Genomic DNA, 24,324 nt, shown 5'->3' with positions numbered 1-24,324 from the left:
CATGACATCAACCATGAAAACCGGATACGACCTCGTCATCCGCAATGCCGACGTGGTGACCGCGTCCGAGCGTTTCAACTGCGATATCGGCGTGAAGAACGGCGTCGTCGTGGCGCTGGCCCGCGAGCTGGGCGCAGGCGCGCGCGAGATCGACGCGACCGGCCTGCTGGCGCTGCCGGGCGGCATCGACGCGCACTGCCATCTCGATCAGCCCATGCCCGAAGGGCTGAAAATGGCCGACGACTTCCTGAGCGGCACGCGCGCCGCCGTGTGCGGCGGCACCACCACGGTGATCCCGTTCGCCGCGCAGGAAAAGGGCCAATCGCTGAAGGCCGCGGTTGCCGACTATCACCGCCGCGCCGACGGCCGCGCGGTCGCCGACTACGCGTTCCACCTGATCGTCTCCGATCCCACGCCCGAGGTGCTGGAGCGTGAGCTGCCGGAACTGATCGCCGCCGGCTATACGTCGTTCAAGATCTATATGACCTACGACGACCTCAAGCTCAGCGACCGCGAGATCCTCGAAGTGATGGACGTGGCGCGCCGCAACCAGGCGCTGGTCATGGTTCACGCCGAAAATTCGGACTGCATAGCGTGGCTGACCGACAAGCTGACCGAAGCGGGCAAGCACGCGCCGAAGTATCACGCGCTCTCGCGCCCCGCCGCCGTCGAGCGCGAAGCGACGCATCGCGCGATTGCCTTCTCCGAACTCGTCGACGTGCCGATCCTGATCGTTCACGTGTCGGGCCAGGATGCGATCGAGCAGATCGAATGGGCGCAGCGGCGCGGCCTCCACATCTACGCCGAGACCTGCCCGCAGTATCTGTATCTGACTGCCGAAGACCTCGGCCATGACGACGGCTATCACGGCGCAAAGTGCGTTTGCAGCCCGCCGCCGCGCGACACGTCGAGCCAGAAGGCCGTGTGGGGCGCGCTGAAGCGCGGCACTTTCAGCGTGTTCTCGTCCGACCACGCACCGTTCTCGTTCGACGATCCCCAGGGCAAGAAGCCCGGCGGCGAAGAAGTCTCGTTCGAGCACATTCCGAACGGCATCCCTGGCATCGAGACCCGGCTCGCGCTGCTGTTCGACGGCGTGAGCCACGGCAAGCTATCGCTGCACAAGTTCGTCGAGCTGACGTCGCTGAATCCCGCGAAGCTGTACGGCCTGTATCCGCGCAAGGGCACCATCGCGGTGGGCGCCGACGCCGACATCGTGCTATGGGACCCGAACAAGCAAGTCGCTATCGCGAACGACGCCCTGCACCACAACGTCGACTACACGCCGTACGAAGGCCGCACCGTGCATGGCTGGCCGAAGCACTGTCTGTCGCGCGGCGAACTGCTGGTCGAGGACGGCCGCTATCTCGAGCCCGCAGCGGGCCGCGGCCAGTTTCTCCCGGCCGGCAAGCCGCAGTATCTAGACCTCTGAATCTCGGCCTCTGAACCTGGAGCTCGCCATGAAGATCCTCGTGATCAACCCCAATATTTCCGAGAGCGTTTCGTCGCTGATCGAGGCAGAGGCGCAACGCAGCGCCTCGCCCGGCACCGAGATCGAAGTGGCGACCGCGCCGTTCGGCGTCGCGTACATCGAGACGCGCTTCGAGTCGCTGGTGGGCGCGTACGCGACCTCGTGCGTGGCGGCCGAGCGTGCGGGCACTTACGATGGCGTCGTGGTCGCGGCATTCGGCGACCCGGGCCTGCAGGGCATCAAGGAGCTGCTCGACGTGCCAGTGGTCGGGCTGACCGAAGCCTCGCTGATGACCGCCGCCACGCTGGGGCAGCGCTTCTCGATCATCGCGATTTCGCCGCGCATCAAGGCGTGGTATCGCGAGACGGTTGAACGCAGCCATCTGGGCAGCCGGCTCGCCAGCATCCGCTCGCTCGAGGAGCCGCTGCGCGATATCGGCAGCGTCCAGGAGGACTACGCGCAGCGACTGAAGGCGCTGTGCAACGAGGTGGTCGAGAACGACGGCGCCGATGTCATCATCATCGCGGGTGCGCCGCTCGCAGGGCTCGCGCGCGAGATCCGCCACGAACTGCCGGTGCCGGTGGTCGATGGCGTGTCGAGCTCGATTACCCAGCTTGAAGGCCTGATCCGCCTGAACCCGAAAAAGGCGACCAAGGGCAGTTTCGCCCGGCCGCCGGTCAAGCCGAACCGTGGCCTGCCTGAACCGCTGGAGCGGTTGTTGAGCGCAAGGAACACGGACTGACGCGCACAAAAAAGCGGGCCTCGAAATTTTCAAGGCCCGCTTTTTTTTTCGGCTGGCGCGTGCAGCGCCTGTACCGCGCTTAATGTGGCGACGGCTCGCGCAGCGCCTTCACATCAGCAGCGGTCACATTGGCACTCTGCCCGCCCCACGTCGCGCGCAGGTAGTTCGACAGTTGCGAGAGCTCGTCGTCGCTCAGCGTCGACGCGAACGCCGGCATCGCCTGCATGCTTTCGAGACCCGCGAAGTGCTGCGTGTCGATGCCGTCGAGCATCGCCACGAGCAGATTGTGCGGATCGGCCTGACGCACCGTCGAGTTGCCGTTCATCGGCACCGCCACGTGCGGCTTGCCCTCGCCCGCCAGCCCGTGACAACCCGCGCACACGGCCACATAGACCGAGCGGCCCGCCGCCAGCTGCGCGGCGTCAGCGGCCACGGTCTTCACCGGCTGCGGTGCGGGCGGCGTGTCGCCGAGCAGATAGACGGACAGCGCGCGCGCATCGTCCTTGTTCAGGTACTGCGTGCTCAGGTGCACGACCGGATACATCTCGCCGAACGCCGAGCCTTGCGGCGCAATGCCGACGCTGAAGAACGTCTGCAGGTCGGCGCCGTTCCAGCCGCGGCCAGCAAGACCCGCAGGCGTGATGTCCGGCGCGACCACGCGGCCCAGTGCTGCGCCCGAGAGCGGCTTCGCATCCACGAGCCTGCCGAACAAGTCGCGCGGCGTATGACATTCGGCGCAGTGACCGAGCGCGTTGGCGAGATAGCGGCCGCGCTGCCAATCGGCCGATTGCCCCGCGGAGGCGTCGGGCAACGTGTCTTTCAGGAACAGCATGTCCCACAGCGCCATGCCGAAGCGCATGCTGTACGGGAACTTCAGGTCGTTGGCCGGCGGGTCTGCCGCGACCGGCTTCACGGTCATCAGGTAGGCGTACATCGCGTCGGCGTCGGCACGCGACAACTGACGGTACGACGTATACGGCATCGACGGATAGAGCCGCTTGCCGCGCGCGTTGCCGTCGTGCAGTGCGGCGTAGAAGTCGTCGGCACTCCACTTGCCGATGCCGTGATCCTTGTCGGGCGTGATGTTCGAGCCGTAGAAGGTGCCGTACGGCGAGGCCAGCGCCGCGCCGCCCGCGAACGGCGCGCCGTCCTTGGCGGTGTGGCACGCGGCGCAGTCGGCGGCCTTCACGAGGTAGCGGCCACGCGCGACCTGCCCGGGCGTGGGCGTGAACGCCGCGCCCGAAGTGGACGATTCTTCGCGGCCGCAGGCCGCGAGCGTGAGCGCACAGGCGGCGAGCAACACGCCGTGCGCGAGGCGGTTCAGGAACGCGCGCTTCATGCCGCGTCCTTCACGAGACCGGGCGTGCTCATCACCACGTCCTTGACCGCTTCGTAGTAGCGCACGTAGCCCGTGCAGCGGCAAATGTGGCCGTCGAGCGCGGCCATGATCGTGCTTTCCACATCGGCCTTCTTGATGGGCTCGCGCTTGAGGCGCTCGAGCAGCACCGTGGCCGCGTTGACGAAGCCCGGCGTGCAGTAGCCGCACTGGAAGCTGAAGTGATCGAGGAACTTCTGCTGGATGGGCGACAGCTCCACCACCTCGCCGGCCTCGTTGCGCTTCGCGTGGCCTTCGACCGTGCGGATCGTGCGGCCGTTGAAGAAGTGCGCGCCGGTGATGCAGGTGCGCATTTCCTCGCTCGAACCGTCCGGCTTGTCGAGGATCACCACGCACGCGTGGCATACGCCCTGCCCGCAGCCGAGGCGCGAGCCGGTCAGGCCCGCGTACTCGTGCAGGAACTCGATCATCATGATGCCCTCGGGCACCTGCATCGGACCGACGGCCTTGCCGTTGATGGTGAGCGAGAGCGCTTTCGGCTTGTACTGCACGAGCGGGCGCTCGACGGGCGCGGCCGGCTGTTGGGCCGGTTGTGCGGCGGGTTGGCTTGCCGCCTGAGAGGCAGGCTGTGAAGCAGCCATCGCGGCGCTGGCGCTGGCCGCGGATGCAGCGGATTGGGCGAGCGTCATGCGAGCACCTCCAGGATTTTTTGCGGGGTCACCGGCAAGTCGGTGAAGCGATGGCCGATGGCGTGCGCGACGCCGTTCACGACCGCGCCCACCACGGGAATCATCACCACTTCGGCGACGCCCTTGGGCGGATCGGTTTCCGAGAGTGCCGGCAGCACCTCGCCGGTTTGCGTCCAGACGGCGACGTCCGAGGCGCGCGGCAAGTGGTAACGGTTGAAGTTCCAGGTACCGTTGCCGGGACCGTCCTCATAGAGCGGCAGATACTCGTGCAGCGCATGGCCGATGCCCATTGCGAGACCGCCCTGCAACTGGCCCGAGACGAGCTGCGGCGAGATCTGGTTGCCGCACTCCATGATCGAGTGGTGCGTGAGCAGTTCCACCTTGCCGGTGGCCTCATGCACGGCCAGCTCGACCAGCGTGCCGACCGCGCTGTAATAGGTCACCGCCGCGTTGTTGCGGCTCATCGGCGGGATGAACGCGCGCTTGCGGTCCAGCACGCGATAGCCGTTCGCCGTCGAAGGCAGCGCGGCGTGCGCAGCCGGAGTCAGCGACGTTGCGGGCTTGCCGTTCTCGCCCGCGCCGGCCTGGGCATAGCGCAGCGAGAGACCGTCGATCGGCAGACGCTCGACCGTGCCGCCCACATCGAATTCGGCTTCGGCCCATTGCCAGCGATTGAACACGTGCACGACCGCGCCGGTCGCGAGGCCCATCGCATGCGCCTGCTTTGCGAGCCGTTCGAGCGGCAGCGGCTCGAGGCCCGCCGCGGTCAGCTTGCCGTCCACCCAGCGCGCATCCTCGATGCGCACGACGAGCGGCGCGGCCTGCCCGCCGCCCAGACCTTGCGTCCAGATCGACATGGCCGCCGGCCACAGGCCGTAGCGGAACACCGCGCGCGCGGCTTCGCGCGTGCTGTGCGTGAAGTAGAACGCCGAGTTCGTAGCGCTCGACGGCGACGCGATGTTCGGCGTCCAGCGCGGGTTCGCGCTCAGGCGGTCCTGATCGGCCTGGCTCATGAGGTAGGGGTCGCCGCTCGAGACCATCGGCAGATCGGGCCAGTCGGTCACGGCCACGCGGATATCCGCCGCCGGCTTGCCGAGCCACTTCGCCACGGCCACGGCCTGGGTGGTCGACATGCCCGTGCCGATCTCCGCGCCCGTATGATGGAGCATGATGACGCCATTCTCGTCGATTTCGACCTTTGCGAACGATGCTTCGGATCCCGTACCAAAATCCTTCTGCACGCAGGCGAAGCCCACGCCATAGCGCTTGCCCGGGTTCGCAGCCTCGTATTCGGCCTTGCGCTTAGCGCGCTGCGTCCACAGCGGATGCACCTTCGCGCGCTCCAGCACCTCGTCCACGCGGATCGCGCCGGCGGGAATCGCGCCCTGGGTGTTCTTCATGCCCGAGCGCAGCGCATTCTTCAAACGGAAATCGATCGGATCGACGCCGAGCTGCGCAGCGATTTCGTCGATGGCCATCTCGGTCGCCGCCATGCTCTGCAGCGTGCCGTAGCCGCGCGCCGAGCCCGCGTCGATCGCGCGCGAGGCGATCGCCACCGAGGCGAAGTCGTTCTTCGGGAAGTAGTAGATCGATTGCGCGGCCGTCGCGCCCACCATCGCCACCGAAGGCGAGAAGTTGCAGCGTCCGCCGCCGTTGGCCTCGAAGTCGCCCTTGAACGATTGCAGCAGCCCCGTCTTGCGGTCCACGGCGATGCGGTAATGCATCTTGAACGCGTGGCGTTTCAGGGAAGTCTGGAACTGCTCGTAGCGGTCGTTCGCGAAGCGCACCGGACGGCCGTCGCCATAGAGCGCGGCCACGAGCCCGTAGTACGGCACGTTGAAGTGATCCTTCGAGCCATAGCCCACCGTGTAGCACGGATGCAGGAACAGCTGCTTCACCGGGTAGCGGCTCTTCGCGGCCATTTCCGCGACGGACTGCGCGACTTCGAGCGGCGACTGCGTCGGCACCACGAGGTGCAGCGACTGCGTGGCGGCGTCGTACCAGCCGTTCGCGTTGTCAGGCTCGAGCGCGGCCGTATCGATCGACTGCGTGTTGTACTCGCGGTCGAACACGAGCCAGTCGGCGGAGGCGTGATCGAGCTCGTCGGCGATCTGGGCGGCCCAGGCCATGCCCTGCTCGTCGACCTTGCCGTGCGCATTGGCGTCCGGCCACACCGGCTGATGCTTGCGCATCGAGCTCGGGAAAATCGGCGCGTCCTTGAGGCTCGAATACACGTCGTCGTCATAGGGCGTCTTGCCGCCCACGCGCACGTAGCGGAAGGTCCCCCACGGATCGCGTTCGAGCGGACCAGTCACCGCGCCATAGCGGATCACATCGTCGCGGAACTTGAGCAGGTTCTTCGCGAAACGGAAGCGCGCGAAATCGTGATAGATGAGGATCGCAACCGCGTGGCCCAGATAGGCGGGCGTCTTGCCCGCGGGCAGCAGCATGTCCTCGCCATAGAAGGCCGGGAACGCGACGCCGTCGCGCGCGAGGTCCTCGGCAGTGACGATGCAGTCAGGCTTGAGATCATCGCCGAGCAGCGTCAGGTCGAAGCCTTCGTAAAGGCGATCGGCCCGGGTCGCGCGCAGGATCAGCGCGTGGGCCTGCTGCTGGGGCCAGTGGGGCATGTCCGACGCGCGAACATCGCGCGCGAAGATTTTCGAGCCCGTGACTTTGGCGATGCCGTCGATGCGGAACTTGGGCGTGCCGTTGGCGGCATCCCATTTGACCGGTGTGAGGAGTTTTTCTTCGAAAAGGGCAGCGAATGCGCGGCTGCCGAAAGGCGCCACATATACCGCCACGCCCGCCAGCATGCTGGCTTTGAGAAAACCCCGCCGTGACAGGCCGTGGTTTTTCATGAGGGGACCTCCAGGTGCGTGCGCGACTCGCGAAGGCGACAGTCTGTGCCTTGCGGAGCGGCCCGCATTCTGGCATTGGCGCCCGCCCGAGCCCATAGCGATCGTCACATGCGGAACTTATTATTGCGCTTATAAAGCCCGTTCCATAAGGGTTTACGCGATGCGCGCCGTTTCCGGCGTGTTGCGCCCAGCCCCCACCTGGCCCATGTCCGGCCGGTTCTGTCCCGCCCGCGATAGCGGGCAACCGGAGCGTGCCCACCGCGTCCTTTTCCTACGAAAACGTCATCTTGCGATCACGTTAGCGCACCGCCCAACCGTCATATTGAACACAGCTTCCAGCGAGGAAGCGAGCCAGTCCAACCCGGCTTCCCGGTTGCGGAAGTCCAAAGAGAAGGAGATTCAGCATGAACGCGAAGTTCCCGGTTGCCATCGTCGCCCTTGCCGTCGCACTCGGCACCACTTCGGTAGCGGCGCAAGCGCAGTCGCAGACACAGGGTAAAACGCGCGCCGATGCCCAGCAGGAATTGATTCAGGCCCGTCACGACGGCCTCACGCAATCGAGCCCGACGACGTACCCGCCGAACGCGCAGCAAATCGCCCAAAACAAGGTGCGTCACGAGGCCGGCACGCATCGCGGCGAGCCTTCTGCCGCCGTCGACCAGCACGATCAAATGACGTCGCGCTAACGCTCGCGTGTAGTTCGAGCCCAATCGGCGGCCGCGCCTTCACACCGCGCGGCCGGCGCTAGACCTCGCGCGCCGGAAAGTGCAGCCAGAATGTCGTGCGGACATGCGGCTGGCTTTCGACGCCGCAAGTCCCGCCGTGGCTCTCCATGATGGACTTGACGATGGCGAGCCCCAACCCCGTTCCCGATGCGGAGTTGTTCCGCGACGGATCCACACGGTAGAAGCGCTCGAAGATCTTCTCCCGATGCCCGGCGTCGATGCCCGCGCCCTTATCCGATACCCTCACTGTCGTTCCTGATCCCGATGCTTCGCACTCTATAACGATCGTCGATCCTGTTGGCGCGTGCGCGAGCGCATTGGAAACCAGATTGCTCAGCGCTCGCTGGTAGAGCATGAGATCGGCTTGCACCTGGCCCTCGCCGCGCACGACCAGTTCGACTGAAGCGTCCTCGGCCATGGGCTCGTAATAGCCCGCCACCCGCTGCGCTTCCTGCACGGCGTCGAGCTCGCGCAATCCCGGGGGATGCCGCGCACTCTCGGAGCGCGCGAGAAACAGCATGTCTTCGATCATGCGCGAGAGCCGCTGATATTCGTCGATGCTCGATTCAACGATGCTGCGGTACTCCCCGGCCGTTCTCGGCTGCGCGAGCGCCACCTGAGCGCCCGCCACGAGGTTCGTCAAGGGCGTGCGCATGTCGTGCGCGAGATTCGACGAAAACTGGCTCAACCGGACAAACGATTCGTTCAGCCGCGCCAGCATCCCATTGAACGCACGCCCCAGTTCGCGCAATTCGCCGGCGGTGTCGAGCTCCGGCATGGGCTGCGCGAGGCGCGCCGTGGACATCTCCTCCGCGCGCTTCACGAGTTGCCGCAGCGGGCTCAAACCGAGCATCGCGATGCCGTACGCGAGCGCCGCCGCGAGCAGCACCCCGAGCACCTCGATTGCGACGATCGTCCAGGCGTATCCGCGCAGCAGCGCGTAGTCGCCCGATTCGTCCAGTTGGATCACGACGCGCACCGTTTCATGGCCAGGGCCCCGCAGCGTCACGCGCGAAGCAACGTAGCGGCGCTTCGAATCCGTGTCCGCCTGCATGATCATCCGGTCCGGCAGCGGCCCCGCCATAGCGGGCGCGTAAGCCGCGAAGTCCTGGGTTTCGAGGATCCGCTTGCCCGCTTCGTCGAACAGGCCGAGATCGAGCCGTTGATGGCCGTGGAGCTGATCGATCCAGATTTCCGGTTGCCGCACGATTTCATCGGTATCCTGAACACGTGCGAGATGATCCTCCAGCGCGATCATGGTGGTCACGAGCTCCTGCGTCGCGGTATTGTCGATGCGCGTCTTGAGCGCCTGATAGAGCGCGAATCCGCTGAGCGCGAGAATGGCTGAAGTCGAGATGACGATCAGTACAGTGAGGCGGGCCCGCAACGTCGTGGGCAGCAAGTGCTTGATCATGAATCGACGGCGTCCCGCTCTTCGAGAACATAGCCCATGCCCCTGACCGTGTGGATGAGCCGGGTCTCGTAGGGGTCGTCGATCTTCACCCTGAGCCGCCGGATGGCGGCGTCCACCACGTTGGTATCGCTGCTGAAATTCATGTCCCAGACCTGCGAGGCGATAGTCGCGCGCGGCAGGATCTCGCCGGCCCGGCGCATCAACAGCCACAGCAGCGAGAACTCCTTCGACGTCAGCAGAATGGTCTTGCCCTGCCGCGTAGCCTTGCGCCGCGTGAGATCCAGATGGAGATCGGCCACGCTCAGGGTCGTGGCCTCCCGCGGCTGCCCGCGCCGCAAAATCGAGCGGACCCGCGCCAGCAATTCGACGAAGTCGAAAGGCTTGGCCATATAGTCGTCGGCGCCGAGTTCCAGCCCCTTGACGCGGTCGCCCACGTCGTCGCGCGCCGTGAGAAACAGCACCGGCGTGGAGCGTTCCCGGCGCAGCGCTTCGATCACGCTCCAGCCGTCGCGCCCGGGCAGCATCACGTCGAGCACGATCAGGTCGTAGTCCTCCGTGCTCGCCTGGTGCAGGCCGCTCACGCCGTCCTCCACCCAGTCGACCACGTAGCCCGCTTCGGAGAGGCCTTTTTGCAGGTATTTTCCTGTCTTCGGTTCGTCTTCGACGATCAATATGCGCATGTGCGTTTTACCTGCGTTTTAACCTGAAGCTTCCCATTTTGAGGGATTCGAGCGCCAGCCCGCGCAACGAGCCCGCATGCGCGACCCGGTACAGCACGGGCAGCACCAGCAGCGTGAGCGCCGTGGAAGAGAGAATGCCGCCGATCACGACCGTGGCGAGCGGCCGCTGCACTTCCGCGCCGGTGCCGGTGGCGAACGCCATGGGGAGGAAGCCGAGCGAAGCGACCAGCGCCGTCATCAACACCGGACGCAGCCGCGTGAGTGCGCCATCGCGCACGGCATTCGGCAAATCGGCTCCATCTTCGCGCAATTTCCGTATGAAGGAAATCATCACGAGACCGTTCAACACCGCCACTCCGGAAAGCGCGATGAAACCGACCGCCGCGGTGATGGAGAGCGGAATCCCGCGCAGCCACAGCGACACCACGCCGCCGCTGAGCGCGAACGGAATGCCCGTGAACACGAGCAGGCCATCCTTGGCGTTATTGAACATGATGAAGAGCAGGACGAAAACCATCAGCAGCGCACCCGGCACGACGATTTTCAGGCGCTCGCTCGCGCTTTGCAATTGCTCGAATTGTCCGCCCCATGAGATCCAATAACCGGCCGGCACCTGGACGTCCTGGCGAATCTGCGCCTGCGCATCCGCCACGAACGAGCCCACGTCGCGCTCGCGCACATTGGCCGTCACCACCACGCGGCGCTTGCCGCTGTCGCGGCTGATCTGATTCGGGCCCGGGCCGATCTTCACCGTCGCGAGTTCGGCGAGCGGCACGTAGGGCGCGAGTTCGGTAGTGGAGGCCGTCGTTGCGGCGTTTGCCCCGCTAACCGGCAGCGCGATGGGCAGGCGCTTGATGGCCTGCACATCGGAGCGCAACTCCTCCGGCAAACGCACCACGATATCGAAGCGCCGGTCGCCCTGAAACAGCGTGCCCGCCTTCTGGCCGCCCACGGCAGCCGCCACCGTGTCCTGCACGTCTGCGACGCTCACGCCGTAGCGCGCAAGCTTGTCGCGATCCAGTTCGATCGTGAGCACCGGCAGGCCGGTGGTCTGCTCGACCTTGACCTCGGTGGCGCCCGCCACCTTCTGCAGCGCCGCGGCAATCTCGCTGGCTGTCGTGTTGAGCACGTTCATGTCGTCGCCGAACACCTTGACGGCGACGTCGCTGCGCACGCCCGAAATCAGCTCGTTAAAGCGCAACTGGATCGGTTGCGAGAACTCGTAGACGTTGCCGGGAAACTCGGCCAGCACGGCCTCGATTTTCTTCATCAGATCCTCGCGCGATTTGCGCGGGTTGGGCCACTGGTCCCGCGGCTTGAGCATGATGTATCCGTCCGATGCGTTGGGCGGCATCGGATCCGCGGCGATTTCCGCCGTGCCCGTGCGCGCGAACACGCGCTCGATCTCGGGGAGCTTCTCCTTGAGCGCCTTCTCGATCGCCTTCTCCATCTCCACGGACTGCGTGAGGCTCGTGCCCGGAATGCGCTGCGCGGAAATGGCGAGATCGCCTTCGTTCAGGCTCGGAATGAACTCGCTGCCAAGGCGCGTGGCCAGCAGCAAGGTAACGCCGACGATGGCCACCGCCGCAACCAGCACGCGCTTCGGGCGCTCCATGAAGCGGTCCAGCACCGGCTCGTAGGCGCGGCGGGCCCAGCCCATCACGCGATTTTCCTTTTCCTCCACCCGCGAGCCGATGAACAGCGCCACTGCCGCCGGGATGAAAGTCACGGTGAGCACCATCGCGGCGGCCAACGCCATCACCACGGTAATCGCCATCGGATGGAACATCTTGCCTTCCACGCCGCTCAAGGCGAAGATCGGCAGATAGACCACCATGATGATCAGTTGTCCGAATATCAGGGCCCGGCGCGCCTCACGCGAAGCCTCCATCACCTCGGCGAAGCGCTCGTCGCGCGTGAGCGGCCTGCCTGCGCGAGCTTGTGCGTGCGCGAGCCGCCGTATGCAGTTCTCGACAATGACCACCGCGCCATCGACGATGATGCCGAAATCGAGCGCACCCAGGCTCATCAGGTTCGCGCTGACTTTGGCGTTGACCATGCCGGTGAACGTCATCAGCATCGAAAGCGGAATGACAAGCGCCGTAATGAGTGCGGCCCGAATGTTGCCGAGAAAGATGAACAGCACGGCGATCACGAGCACTGCGCCTTCGAGCAGGTTCTTCTTGACCGTCTGCACGGCCTTTTCGACCAGCACGGTGCGGTCGTAAACGGGCACGGCCTTCACGCCCGGCGGCAGCGAGCGGTTGACCTCGTCCATTTTCAGGGACACTGCCTTTGCCACGCTGCGGCTGTTTTCGCCCATCAGCATGAATACGGTTCCGAGCACGACTTCCTTGCCGTTTTCGGTTGCCGCGCCCGAGCGCAACTCGCGGCCGATGCCCACTTGCCCGACGTCCTCCATGCGCACCGGCACGCCGCCCGCGTTGGTCAGGACGATATTGGCGATATCGTCCAGCCCGCGCGCCTGCCCCGGCACGCGCACGAGGTATTGCTCGCCCTCGCGCTCGATGTAGCCTGCCCCGACGTTTTCGTTGTTGCGCTCGAGCGCACGCACGATGTCCGCGAGCGTGAGTCCGTACGACATCATCCTCGTGGGATTCGGCGCGACGCGGTACTCCTTCCCGTATCCGCCGATCGAGTTGACATCGGTGACGCCGGGCACGTTGCGCAGTTGCGGCTTCACGACCCAGTCTTGCAGTTCGCGCAGATCCGCCGGGGTATAGGGCTTGCCATCCGCCTTCCTCGCGCTTTCCGAGGCCTCCACGGTCCAGAGGAAAATCTCGCCGAGGCCCGTCGACGTGGGGCCCATGGACGGCGTCGCGCCCGGCGGGAGCTTGTCCTTCGCCTCCTGAATGCGCTCGTTGACGAGTTGGCGCGCGAAGTAGATGTCCGTGCCGTCGTTGAAGATCACCGTCACCTGAGAGAGGCCATAGCGCGAAATCGAACGCGTCTCCTGCAGATTCGGCAGGCCCGCCATGGCGGTCTCGATCGGCCAGGTAATGCGCTGCTCGGCTTCCAGCGGGGAGTAGCCGGGCGCGGAGGTGTTGATCTGCACCTGCACGTTGGTGATGTCGGGCACCGCGTCGATCGGCAACTGCCGGTAACTGGCGATGCCGAGGGCCGCCACGGCGACGGTGGCCAACATCACGAGCCAGCGATGCGCGATGGCAAAGCCAATTAACCGCTCAAACATGGTCGATCACTCCTCCACGCTGTCCTTCGTCAGCTCCGCCTTGAGCACGAAGCTGTTCACCGCCGCATAGCGCTGGCCGCTTTTCAGTCCGCCCAGCACTTCCACGTTCTGATCGTCGCGCCGCCCGAGTTCAACGGGCTGCGCCACGAACCCCTTCGGAGACTGCACGAACACCGAGGCCGCGCCACTGATCTCCTGAATCGCGCTGGCCTGAATGGCGAGCGGCACGTCCTGCTCGCCCGCCCCCACCGAGACGTTCACGAACAGGCCGGGCCGCCACGCGCCCTCGGGATTCGCGAGCACCACGCGCGCCGGCGCGGTGCGCGTCTGCTCGCCGAGCAACGCGCCCACGTATGCAATCGAACCGATGGCGCGCGATTCGAACGCCGATGCACTCACCGTGGCCTCGCGCCCGACCCGAACGTCGTTAAGGCGCTGCGCCGGCACGGCCATTTCCGCCCAGACCGAAGACAGATCGGAAATCACGAATACGTTGGCATCCGCCGCAATGGATTCGCCCGCCGTCAAATGCTTCTCGACGATGGTTCCGGCGAACGGTGCGCGCAGTTCATAGAGGCTCAGCGCGGACGCGGACGCAGCGGCATTGAGCGCGGCAAGTTTCTGGCGCGCATTCTGTGTTGCGATTTCGGCCTCGCGCAGTTGCACCTGTGCCTGTTGATAGTCCTGCTCCGCCGAGATTTTTTCCTGCCAAAGCGTCTTTTCGCGTGCGTATGCGGTACGCGCCGCCGCGAGACGCCGCTCGGCCGTCAGCAGCTCGCTTCTCCGGTCGGCGAGGTCCGTGCTCGCGATGACGGCAAGCACCTCGCCCTTCTGCACGCGCTGCCCGATCGAGACGTTCACGCGCTCGACCACGCCCGCGACACGCGGAACGACATGCGCGGTCCGGTCCTCGTCGAACTTGATTTCGCCTGGCAACTGGAAACTGCTGTGAATCTGCGCCGGCCCCACCGTGGCAAGCCCGATATTCGCCGCCTTGACCTGCGATGGGCTCAGCGCCACCGCGCCATCCGCACGCGAAAAGTTGAGCGAACGGGAGCGCCCATCGACTCGAATGTTGATGGCCGCATCGAACACATGAGGCGTGCCGATTCCTCTCGTACTGCCAAACTTCCCATCCTTTCCAGTGAATTTCAGCAGCTCGCGCGACCCGTCGTAGCGCGTGATCGTGGCGCTGACCGTCGCGCGATCGGGAACCGGCTTGCCATCCACGAACGGATAGACGATCAGGCGCGCGTCTCCCGCCTTTTTTGCAAGCACGATCTCAGCGCCCAACGGGCCGTCGGCGACGATCCGGCCGCCGCGAGGGCCGAGGCCATCGGCCCTGGGTTCGTCGGGCGCGCCAGCGGTCGCGCCTTTCTGTGCAGCCGGTTCCCCCGATAACGCATACGCGCCAATAGCGACGCAAAATAAAAATGCAGTCGCCGCAGCGGCAATCTTCTGTTTGGGCAGCATGTTCGATCCTTCAATTCAAGCGGGTCGCGCTGTCGCTACCTGCGACGAGCGGCGTACCGACGAGTCGGCCGATTTCGGCATGGGCCTGATGGGCGGCGCTCAGCGCCCTTACGTATTGGGACTGCGCCTGAAACAGCGTGCGTTGTGCGTCGAGCACGTCGAGGAAACTGAATTTGCCCAATTCGAATCCGCGCAGCATGGCGCCCAGCGTCTGCTTCGCTGCGGGGAGGACCTCATCCTTTAGCCGACGCGCTTCCTGTGCGGCGTTCTCATAGCTCGACCAGGACTGCGCAAGCTCCAGTTGCAGGCGCGCCTTTTCGCTGTCGAGGTCCGCACTCGCCTTCTCGGCGTTGTGGGCCGCTTCGAGAACCGCACCCTTGTTGGTGTCGAAGATCGGCAATGGAATGGATACCCCGACTACTGCCTGGTTATCCGGAATACCTGATGTCCAGACCCGCTTCATACCAGCGCTGACGGTGATGTCGGGCATGCGCCGCGCTTTCCGCACGCTCACGAGCGCGTTGCTGCGCAGCACTTCGGCCTGCGCGATGCGCGACGCAGGCGACTCGTCGAGCCTCGACTGCAAGGCCGACAACGGCTCGATTTCGGGCAGCGCATCGAGATCGCCCGTCACCGGGCGGTTGCGCACTTGCGGGCTTCCGGTGACGTTCGCGAGTTTCTCCATCGCGAGTGCCGCCTGCGTGCGCGCCGAAGCGAGCGCGATTTGCGCATCGGCGGCGGCCACGCGCGCCTTGGTCGATTCGACGGGCGAGATCTTGCCGGCGCGGGCGCGCTTGTCGGCCATATCCGCCGAGCGCAGCGCGGTATCGGCCGACTCCTGCGCCATCTGCATCTGGCGCTGGGCGGCGAGCATGTCGTAGAACGCGGTGATCACCGCTGCGCGAAGCTGCGCTGCCTGCCCGTCGAGCGAAGCCAGCGCCGCCTGGCGGCCATACGACGCCACATCGAGCCGCGCCTGGCGTTTGCCGCCCAGTTCGAAGGTCTGCTCGATCAATGCCGTGCTGGTGCGGTCCGTGCCGCCAAAACCTTCCTGCAACAGCGAGAGATTCGGGTTCGGACGCGCGCCTGCCTGCATTAGCGCTCCGCTGGACGCGTTTGCGCTGGCCACGGCGCTGCGCAACACTGGATTACTCGCAGCGGCAATGCCGAGCGCGTCGTCCAGTGAAAGCGCCTTAGGGCGCGTCCTGGACGGATGGAACAGGTTCCGCGAGCGGCTGGCTGTGCGCGGAATAGCACAGGGCCATGAGCGCGGCGGCAATGAGGTTGCGCGGATGCATGGGCGGATGGCATGAAGAATGACTTGCCGCCGATGCTACGGTCCGGATGCAATGCAAACATGATCCGAAAATGATATTTCTGTCATCTTTCAAGCGGTTGACGCACACTCTGCCCGGCACGCCAATTAATCAGCATGCCGAATTTTTATTGATGAATATGTGAATGTCCGGATACTGGCGAGCATTTTCCGGTGAACGGACCCGCAATGAGTTCAACCCGGCTTGATCAAATGGAAAGGCCGGACGGGCACAAGCTTCGGCACCAATGACAAGGGGCCCTCTCGGGCCCCTGCGGCGAATATCTGCCTTTCAGTCTTCCAGGCGAGGCGCCATCGCGCTCACGCCATGACCGGCTGTGCTGCCAGCCACTCATCGACGGATTGACGAGCTTTATGCTCCACCATGCTGACCACCATCAGCACGTCGATCTTGAGTTTGGGAAACGCAAGCTCCATGCAAGGCAACGCGACATCGCGCATTTCCGCTTCCGTCCCTTTGGTTTCCGCGCGGCATAGCCACTGCGTGTCCGTTGCATCCGCTTTCGTATCGATATTGATTTGAAAACCCCGGTATTCAATTGCCATACACTCTCCACTACCTGTCAAAACGTAAGCTTTTCATCGCTGGATTGCGACGGGGACCGCGAATATAGCACTGCCTCGTGGTCCGTTCAGCGATACGACAGTTGTGCGTTGTGCTCACCGAGCACGCGATGGCCGCTGCATGCGCCAGCCCACGATCGAAAGCGAAATGCCCGAAATGATCGCGGCGAGCGCAACGTAGTAGGCAGGCGCGAGCGTGTTGCCGGTCCAATGAATCAACACCTCGGCGATGGTGGGCGCGAAGCCGCCGAACAGCGTGACGCCCAGGCTATAGGCAATCGACAAGCCGGCCGAGCGCATCTGCACGGGAAAGATCTCCGACATGAGCGCGGGCATCGGGCCGGAATAGGCAGCCTTGAAAATACCGGCCGCGCCTTGCAGCACGAGCAGCCATTCAAGCGTGGGGTGCGCCTTTAGCCAGGCAAACATGGGGTAAGTGAGCGCCGCCAGCAAAACCGACGTGGTGAGCATGATACGCAGGCGTCCGATGCGATCGGACAATGCGCCCATGACCGGCGAAAGCGCGAATTGCAGGCCGCCGTTGAGCACGACCACGCCGAACGAGGTGGCCGCTGCCATGTGAAGCTGCTTCACCGCGTACAGCGGCATATAAAGCTGGAGGATATACACGCCGACCGTCGACTGTGCGACGATGCCCACCGCGAGCAGCAAATCAGTCCAGCGGCGGCCGACATGCTCGTGCTTCACAGCCGCGACGTCCTGCCTCGAGATTGCTTCGCGGTTCGCGAGAAACTCGGGCGTTTCGTCAAGATGCGAACGAATGTAATAACCCACGGGACCCAGCACGAGCCCGAAGAAAAACGGCACGCGCCAGCCCCACGAGGCCAGCTCCGCGGGCGGCAGCCAGAGCGCCAGCAACGAGCCGAACGAGGCCGCGAGAATCGCCGCCGCGCCCTGGCTGGCGAATTGCCAACTCGCGTAATAGCCACGCCGCGTGCTGCTGTGCTCGACCATGAACGCCGTCGCGCTGCCGAACTCGCCGCCTACCGCGAAGCCCTGCACGAGACGGGCGAGCAGGACGAGCAACGGCGCCGCGATGCCGATCGTGGCGTACGTCGGCATCACGGCCATCGCGAGCGTGCCTGCCATCATGAGCGCAATGGCAAGCGTCAACGCGGCCTTGCGCCCTTTGCGGTCGCCATAGATGCCCAGCACGATGGCGCCGAGCGGACGCATCAAAAACGAAATGCCGAAGGTGCCGATTGCGAGCAGCGTCGAAAGCCATTCGTCGTGCACGGGAAAGAACTGCTTCGCTATCAACGGCGCGAAATAGCCGTAGACGAGAAAATCGAACCATTCGAGCGCGTTGCCAATGGACGAAGAAAACACGATGCGGCGCACCATGGCGCGTGTGAGCGGCGTCTTTTGGCCGCTGTCGCTTTCAGGCGCCATGACATCCGCAATGGATTGCGAACCACTCTTCATGTCTCGTCTCCCTGCTCTATTGCCTTGTTGTACTAAGTGATCTGGAAAAATCAAACGCCGGCGCTCCAGCGCTGGCCGGCCGCGTTGCACGCATCGCCGGCCCTGCACGCAATCAGAACCCCGCGGCCAACCCGTCGCGGCGCGAATCGCTCGCTGCCACGTAGCCGCGCTCGGGATCATTGCGATCGAGCTTCCAGATGAACTGGCCGGAGCCGAAGTCCATATACGGATCGTCGATGCTCTTGATCTCGTGACCGCGCGCCGCAAGCTCTTCGGCAACCTGCGCGTCGAGCGTCGATTCGATATCGACCGAGAAATCGCGATTCACCTTCCAGCGCGGCGCATCGCAAGCGGCCTGCGGCTGCTGGCCGTAGTCGAGCATGCGCACGACCGTCTGCAGATGGCCTTGCGGCTGCATGTCGCCGCCCATCACGCCGAAGCTCATGACCGCCTCTTCGCGACCCTCCACCTGCTGCGTGAGGAACCCGGGAATGATGGTGTGGAACGGGCGCTTGCCGCCTTCGACGACGTTGGGCGAGACCGGGTCCATCGAGAACCCGCAGCCGCGATTCTGCAGCGCGATGCCCGTTCCCGGCACCACCACGCCCGAGCCAAAGCCCATGTAGTTCGACTGGATGAAGCTCACCATCATGCCGCGTTCGTCGACCGCGGACAGATAGATCGTGCCGCCCGACCTCGGCATGCCGAATTCGAACTGCGTCGCGCGCTTGGCGTCGATGAGTTTCGCGCGCTCCTTGAGATAGGCGTCGTCGAGCATCTGCTCGGGCGTCACTTCCATTGAGCGCGGATCGGCGACATAGCGATAGACATCGGCGAATGCGAGCTTCATGGCCTCGATCTGCAGATGCTGCGATTCGATGCCATCGCGCGGCAACGACGCCACGTCGAACTGCTCGAGAATGCCCAGCGCGATGAGCGCGGCGATGCCCTGACCGTTGGGCGGAATCTCGTGCATCCGATAGCCACGATATTCCTTCGAGATTGGCTTCACCCAATCGGCGCGATAGTTGCGCAAATCGTCGCTCGTGAGCGCCCCGCCGCCCTCGCGCGCGAACGCAGCGATGCGCTCGGCGATTTCCCCTTCATAGAAGGCGCGCGGACCCAGCTCGGCGAGCCGCCTCAGCGTGGCCGCGTGGCCCGGCAGGCACACGCGCTCGCTCACCTCGGGCGCGCGGCCGCGCGGCATGAAGGTCTCGGCAAAACCGGGCTGGTCGTGCAACTCGGGAATGGCCGCCTGCCATTTGTGCGCGACGATCAAGGCAAGCGCGTAGCCGCGCTCGGCGATCTCGATCGCGGGCTCCATCAAATCGGCAAACGGCAGGGAGCCGAACTTCGCGTGCAACGCTTCCCAGCCGGCAATCACGCCGGGCACGGTGACGGTGTCCCAGCCGCGCTTGGGCTGCATCGCGAGGCCGTTTTCCTCGCCGTACTTGCGCCGGAAGTAATCGGGGTTCCAGGCGGCGGGCGCGGTGCCCGAGGCATTCAGCCCGTGCAGCTGCGCGCCGTCCCAGACAAGCGCGAAGGCGTCGCCGCCCAGGCCGCACGACACCGGCTCGACCACGGTGATGGCCGCCGCTGCCGCAATCGCGGCATCCACGGCATTGCCGCGCTTCCAGAGCATGCGCAGGCCCGCCTGCGCGGCAAGCGGATGCGAGGTCGAGACGATGTTGCGGGCGAACACCGGCAGGCGCGGCGTCGGATAGGGGTTCTGCCAGTCAAAGCGTGTCATGGCGGTATCGATCGGAAAGATTGGAAATAGCTGGAATGCCGATGCGTCGATTATCTTGAAGGCCTGAGCAAAAAAATATTAATATTTTGTTTTCAATACTTAAAATTTTCTTCCATGCTTTCCCTGCGCATGCTGCGTACCCTGCACGCCGTGGCCCGTAGCGGCTCATTCGCCCTCGCAGCGGAACGGACCGCGCTCACGCAGGCGGCTGTGAGCCTGCAGATGCGCGGGCTCGAAGAAGCACTGGGCCGGCAGATCTTCGATCGCCGCGCGCGCCAGGTCGCGTTGACGCGCGAGGGCCGGGAAATCTGCGCGAAAGTCGAGCGCATTCTCGAACTGATCGACGAGTTGCCGGCTCGTGCCGAGGACACGATTCGCGGCTCGGTCATCGTCGGCGCCGTGGTGTCGGTGATCGGCGCCCTTTCGCTCGCCGTCGCGCATCTGAAGACCGAGCATCCCGAACTCGAAGTGCGGCTCACCTCGGCGCGCTCCGCGGAGCTTGCGCGCATGGTGGAAGAAGGCGACGTCGATCTCGCCGTGGTGGTCGGCAATGCGAACGGCGCGCTGCACGAATCGCTCGCATGGACGCCGCTTTATGAAGAGCCGCTCATGCTGGTGACGAGCCGCGCCACCGAGGGTGGCGAGACGGGAGGCACCGCGCGCCGCATCCTGCGCGAACGCAGCTTCCTGCGCTTCGACCGCCGCGTGCCGACAGGCGCCGTGATCGACGAAGCCTTGCGCACGCTCGGCATCAAACCGCAGGAATATCTCGAACTCAATTCCATCGAAACAATCGTTTCGCTCGTGCGCAACGATGTGGGCGTGAGCGTGCTGCCTGTGCTCCATAACGGCCACTGGCACGACGATGCCAACCTGCGGCTGATTCCGCTTTGCAATCCGCCGTTCATGCGCACCGTGGGCATGATCCATCGTAAGTCGAACAAGCGCACGCTGCTGTTCAACACGCTAGCGGAAATGCTGCGCTGAGTATTGGGATTTCCGAACGGGTTTCCGAAAGGAAAAAACCGGCTCTGGATCGATGATCCAGAGCCGGTTTTTATTGCGTACACGTTCCGTCTTCAGGCGATCGCGGCATTCAGCGCCTTCACGGCGTCGAGCGCGCCACTCACCATCTCGCGCAACGCCGGCTCGACCTTGTCGGCCAGCGCCGGCGCGTAGTCGAACGGAGCATGCTCGTTCATATAGGTGGACTGGCACATTTCGAGCTGGACCGCATGCACGCCGTCGAGCGGCGCGCCGAAATGGCGCGTGATATAGCCGCCCTTGAAGCGCCCGTTCGCCACCCACGTGTATCCGCTGCCTGCCGCAGCCTGTTCGACGCGCGCCTGCACCGATGCATGCGCGGTGCGGCCTTCCTGCGTGCCGATATTGAAGTCAGGCAATTTGCTTTCGAAGAGACGCGGCAACACGCTCGCAATCGAGTGCGCCTCCCAGAGCAGCACGTTCGCATGCCTGCCGCGCAGACGCTGCAGTTCGGCATGCAAAGTATCGTGATACGGCTGCCAGTACGCGGCCACGCGGCGCTGGCGCTCGGCGGCATCGGGCGCGCAACCGTCACGGTAGAGCGGCTCGCCGCGGAACGTCTCGATCGGGCACAGCGACGTAGTGGTCTGCCCCGGATACAGGCTTTCGTCGTTGGGCGGACGGTTCAGGTCGATCACATAGCGTGAGACGCGCGCGCCCAGAATCGTCGCGCCCAGCGACTTCGCGAAGGCGTAGAGGCGATCGAGATGCCAGTCGGTATCGGCGAGACTCAGGGCCACATCCGTATATTGGCCGCGCAGCGACTCGGGGATGAACGTGCCCAGATGCGGGATCGAAACGATGAGCGGCGCGTCGCCGCGCTCGAGTGTGTAGAGGTCTGTCATGAGTCGGTCCGTTCAGTGGATTACAGCGCACATCGTCAAGCTTGCTGCGTTCATGTGTCGGCCAGCAAACGCGCAAGCGTCTTGCGATAGTCCGCGTAAAGGCGCTCTTCTGCGCGATGACGCCGGCCTTCGACCACTTTCTCGCCGGCAGTGTAGACGTCGAGCACGGGCGTTTCGCCCTGCTCGCAGAACACGACCGAAGAGAGCCACGTCTGCGGCGTCTTTTCCGCGAGATCGGGATGCCGCGGATCGAGCACGATCCAGTCGGCGCGCGCGCCCGCTTCGAGCGCGCCCACTGCGCGGCCTGCCGCGCGTGCGCCGCCCGCGAGCGCGGCGGCAAACAGCCGGTCCGCCACGTTCGCCGCCTGCGGCGCGGCCAGCACGTTGCGCTCGCGCCGCACGAGACGCTGCCCATATTCGAGCAGGCGCAGTTCCGCGCGCCAGTCCACGCCGATATGGCTGTCCGAACCCACGCCGAACACGCCCTGCGCGTCGAGATAGTCGTGCGCAGGGAAAATGCCGTCGCCGAGATTCGCCTCCGTGGTGAGGCACAGCCCCGCCACCGCGCCGCTCTTCGCGAGCGCCTTGGTCTCCTGAGCGTCAACATGCGTGGCATGCACGAGGCACCAGCGCGCGTTCACGTCGAAGCGATCGAGCAGCCATTGCACCGGGCGCGCGCCTTCGGTCTCGACGCAAGCGTCGACTTCGGCGGTTTGCTCGGCGATATGGATATGCACGGGTGCGCCCGGCAACGCTGCATCGAGACCCTCGAGCAGCGTGCACAGCGACGCCTGCGAGACCGCGCGCAGCGAATGCGGCGCCACGCCGTAGCGCAATGCGCCATGCTCGGGCCGCTCGCCGCGCACGGCCTCGATGATCGAGAGCAGTTGCTCAGGCGTATTGATGAAGCGCCGCTGATCGTCGCGCGGCGCACGCGCGCCGAAACCGCTGTACTGATAGAGCACGGGCAGCATGGTCATGCCCACGCCGGTCTCGCTCGCGGCATCGACCACGCGCTGTGCAAGCTCGGCCGGGTTGGCATAGCGTTGCCCGTCGTGCGCATGATGCACGTAGTGGAATTCGCAGACCGACGTATAGCCGGCCTTGAGCATTTCCACGTAAAGCCAGCGCGCGATCGCGCCGAGATCGTCAGGCGTGATGCGCGCAGCGAAGCGATACATCAGATCGCGCCAGCTCCAGAAGCTGTCGGTAGGATTCGCGCGGTATTCGGTGAGTCCGGCCATCGCGCGCTGAAAAGCGTGCGAATGAAGATTAGGCATGCCTGGCATGAGCGGGCCTGACGCCTGGGCGACGCCCGCGGGCGCGGCCGGAAGGTCGGCTTGGACGCGTTCGAGGTTGCCCGCCGCATCCCATTCGAGCAGCACGTTGCGGCGCCACCCTTGCGGCAGCCAGGCGTGCGTCGCGAACAGCGCGCGTGAGTTGGAATTCATAGTCGATGCCTGCTTCAAGCGTTCAATTCATGCGTTCAAATCGTCTTCGAGCGACGCTCGAAGACCGTCTTGCCGCCGCGCACGACGCGTGCGCAAAGCGGCCGGCCGATCCAGTAAGCCAGTTCCGCGAGCGATTGCACGTCCCACACCGCGAAGTCCGCCGGGCGTCCTTCGGCGAGCGTGCCGTGCCGCTCGGCGTCGCCGAGCGCACGCGCCGCGTGTTGCGTCACGCCTTGCAGCACCTCGGGCACGGTCATGCGGAACAGCGTGGTCGCCATATTCATCATGAGCAGTATTGACGTGGTCGGAGACGTGCCCGGATTGCTGTCTGTCGAGATCGCAATCGGCACCTCGTAGCGGCGCAGCAAGTCGAGCGGCGGCAATTGCGTTTCGCGAATGAAGTAATAAGCGCCCGGCAGCAGCACCGCGACGCTGCCCGCGGCTTTCATCGCCGCCACGCCGGCTTCGTCGAGAAACTCCAGATGGTCCGACGACAAGGCGCCGTAACGCGCAGCCAGCGCCGCGCCGCCGCTGTTCGACAATTGCTCCGCGTGCATCTTGACCGGCAGATTGCGGCGCGCGGCGGCTTCGAACACGCGCTCGCTCTGCGCGATCGAAAAGCCGATGCGTTCGCAGAAAACGTCCACCGCATCGACGAGGCCTTCGTCGGCCAGCGCGGGCAGCATGCGATTACACACTTCGTCGATATAGTCGTCGGCGCGTCCCGCGAATTCGGGCGGCAATGCGTGAGCGCCGAGGAAGGTCGTGCGCACCGTGACCGGATAGCGCTCGTCGAGTTGGCGCGCGACGCGCAGCATCTTGCGCTCAGCGGCGAGTTCGAGACCGTAGCCCGACTTGATCTCGACGGCAGTGACGCCCTCGGCGAGCAGCGGCTCGAGGCGCGCGGCCGATTGCGCGTAGAGCTCCGCTTCGCTTGCGGCGCGCGTTGCGCGCACCGTCGAGACGATGCCGCCGCCATTGCGCGCGATCTCTTCGTAGCTCACGCCCGCGAGGCGCTGCGCGAATTCGTCGGCGCGCTGGCCGCCGTACACGAGGTGCGTGTGGCAGTCTACGAGGCCCGCGGTCACCCACGCGCCCTTGAGGTCTTCGCGCGGCCACTGCACGAACTGCGCCGGCAACGACGCCGCCGCGCCCTGCCACGCGATCTTGCCGTTCTCGACGGCGATGGCCGCGTCTTCGATGGTGTGCCGCGGGTCGCCCTGCGGGCACAGCTTCAGGTGATGCCAGACAGTCTGGTTCATGGAGATTGCGCGGCGCTGCGAGGC

At 65.1% G+C, this 24,324-nt stretch carries 17 protein-coding genes and 1 pseudogene; 4 read left to right on the top strand and 14 right to left on the bottom strand.

The window, feature by feature from the left end:
- Positions 1-13: 13 nt before the first annotated feature.
- Positions 14-1,429, top strand: a complete 1,416-nt coding sequence (gene hydA / locus PWP93_RS22230) for a dihydropyrimidinase (protein ID WP_421045968.1) — start codon at positions 14-16, stop codon at positions 1,427-1,429.
- Between the two features lie 28 nt (positions 1,430-1,457).
- On the top strand, positions 1,458-2,210 hold the full coding sequence (locus PWP93_RS22225; protein WP_421045967.1) for an aspartate/glutamate racemase family protein: 753 nt from the start codon (positions 1,458-1,460) through the stop codon (positions 2,208-2,210).
- Positions 2,211-2,289: 79 nt separating this feature from the next.
- Here PWP93_RS22225 and PWP93_RS22220 read toward each other — a convergent pair whose 3' ends face one another.
- The 3 genes from PWP93_RS22220 to PWP93_RS22210 are packed head-to-tail and all read right to left on the bottom strand — an operon-like array spanning position 2,290 to position 7,096.
- Entirely contained in the window at positions 2,290-3,549 is a 1,260-nt protein-coding gene (locus PWP93_RS22220; RefSeq protein WP_421045966.1) for a cytochrome c, read from the bottom strand.
- Complete coding sequence (locus PWP93_RS22215; protein WP_421045965.1) at positions 3,546-4,235, bottom strand: (2Fe-2S)-binding protein; 690 nt, start codon at positions 4,233-4,235, stop codon at positions 3,546-3,548. The genes PWP93_RS22220 and PWP93_RS22215 overlap by 4 nt, the downstream gene beginning before the upstream one ends.
- Positions 4,232-7,096: a xanthine dehydrogenase family protein molybdopterin-binding subunit gene (locus PWP93_RS22210; RefSeq protein ID WP_421045964.1), complete on the bottom strand. Its 2,865-nt coding sequence runs from the start codon at positions 7,094-7,096 to the stop codon at positions 4,232-4,234. The genes PWP93_RS22215 and PWP93_RS22210 overlap by 4 nt, the downstream gene beginning before the upstream one ends.
- A gap of 404 nt (positions 7,097-7,500) precedes the next feature.
- Between PWP93_RS22210 and PWP93_RS22205 the strand changes: the two genes are divergently transcribed.
- The gene (locus tag PWP93_RS22205) at positions 7,501-7,782 is read left to right on the top strand and encodes a DUF4148 domain-containing protein (protein WP_421045963.1); all 282 of its coding nucleotides are present in this window, start codon (positions 7,501-7,503) and stop codon (positions 7,780-7,782) included.
- Positions 7,783-7,840: 58 nt separating this feature from the next.
- On the opposite strand, the gene PWP93_RS22200 is transcribed toward PWP93_RS22205, so the two are convergent.
- From PWP93_RS22200 to PWP93_RS22165, 8 genes and pseudogenes are all read right to left on the bottom strand, one after another.
- Complete coding sequence (locus tag PWP93_RS22200) at positions 7,841-9,235, bottom strand: heavy metal sensor histidine kinase (protein ID WP_421045962.1); 1,395 nt, start codon at positions 9,233-9,235, stop codon at positions 7,841-7,843.
- On the bottom strand, positions 9,232-9,915 hold the full coding sequence (gene irlR / locus PWP93_RS22195) for a heavy metal response regulator transcription factor IrlR (protein WP_421045961.1): 684 nt from the start codon (positions 9,913-9,915) through the stop codon (positions 9,232-9,234). Before irlR ends, PWP93_RS22200 begins: the two co-directional genes overlap by 4 nt.
- 7 nt (positions 9,916-9,922) lie before the next feature.
- A complete protein-coding gene (locus PWP93_RS22190) occupies positions 9,923-13,129 on the bottom strand; it encodes an efflux RND transporter permease subunit (RefSeq protein ID WP_421045960.1) in 3,207 nt (1,068 codons plus the stop codon).
- A 6-nt stretch (positions 13,130-13,135) separates the two neighbouring features.
- Positions 13,136-14,602 (bottom strand): efflux RND transporter periplasmic adaptor subunit, encoded by a 1,467-nt coding sequence (locus tag PWP93_RS22185; protein ID WP_421045959.1) that lies wholly within the window; start codon positions 14,600-14,602, stop codon positions 13,136-13,138.
- A 10-nt stretch (positions 14,603-14,612) separates the two neighbouring features.
- Positions 14,613-15,961: pseudogene (locus PWP93_RS22180) on the bottom strand (TolC family protein).
- 277 nt (positions 15,962-16,238) lie between these two features.
- Positions 16,239-16,484 (bottom strand): hypothetical protein, encoded by a 246-nt coding sequence (locus PWP93_RS22175; protein ID WP_421045958.1) that lies wholly within the window; start codon positions 16,482-16,484, stop codon positions 16,239-16,241.
- A gap of 114 nt (positions 16,485-16,598) precedes the next feature.
- Positions 16,599-17,915: an MFS transporter gene (locus PWP93_RS22170; RefSeq protein WP_421046159.1), complete on the bottom strand. Its 1,317-nt coding sequence runs from the start codon at positions 17,913-17,915 to the stop codon at positions 16,599-16,601.
- A 145-nt stretch (positions 17,916-18,060) separates the two neighbouring features.
- Positions 18,061-19,698 (bottom strand): gamma-glutamyltransferase family protein, encoded by a 1,638-nt coding sequence (locus PWP93_RS22165; RefSeq protein WP_421045957.1) that lies wholly within the window; start codon positions 19,696-19,698, stop codon positions 18,061-18,063.
- 114 nt (positions 19,699-19,812) lie between these two features.
- On the opposite strand from PWP93_RS22165, the gene PWP93_RS22160 reads away from it, so the two are divergent.
- Positions 19,813-20,685 carry a LysR family transcriptional regulator gene (locus PWP93_RS22160; protein ID WP_421045956.1) on the top strand — a complete coding sequence of 291 codons (873 nt, stop codon included), beginning with the start codon at positions 19,813-19,815 and terminating at the stop codon, positions 20,683-20,685.
- Positions 20,686-20,777: 92 nt separating this feature from the next.
- Here the strand turns inward: PWP93_RS22160 and hutG are convergent, their stop codons facing one another.
- The 3 genes from hutG to hutI are packed head-to-tail and all read right to left on the bottom strand — an operon-like array spanning position 20,778 to position 24,300.
- Complete coding sequence (hutG, locus tag PWP93_RS22155; RefSeq protein ID WP_421045955.1) at positions 20,778-21,587, bottom strand: N-formylglutamate deformylase; 810 nt, start codon at positions 21,585-21,587, stop codon at positions 20,778-20,780.
- Between the two features lie 50 nt (positions 21,588-21,637).
- The gene (locus PWP93_RS22150; RefSeq protein WP_421045954.1) at positions 21,638-23,038 is read right to left on the bottom strand and encodes a formimidoylglutamate deiminase; all 1,401 of its coding nucleotides are present in this window, start codon (positions 23,036-23,038) and stop codon (positions 21,638-21,640) included.
- Positions 23,039-23,073: 35 nt separating this feature from the next.
- Positions 23,074-24,300 (bottom strand): imidazolonepropionase, encoded by a 1,227-nt coding sequence (gene hutI / locus PWP93_RS22145; RefSeq protein ID WP_421045953.1) that lies wholly within the window; start codon positions 24,298-24,300, stop codon positions 23,074-23,076.
- Positions 24,301-24,324: the final 24 nt, after the last annotated feature.

It is taken from the genome of Paraburkholderia sp. A1RI-2L (assembly GCF_048957375.1).
Classification (GTDB): domain Bacteria; phylum Pseudomonadota; class Gammaproteobacteria; order Burkholderiales; family Burkholderiaceae; genus Paraburkholderia.
The sequence above is the reverse complement of the archived record's forward strand: the minus strand, read 5'-3'. Positions and strand labels throughout refer to the sequence as shown.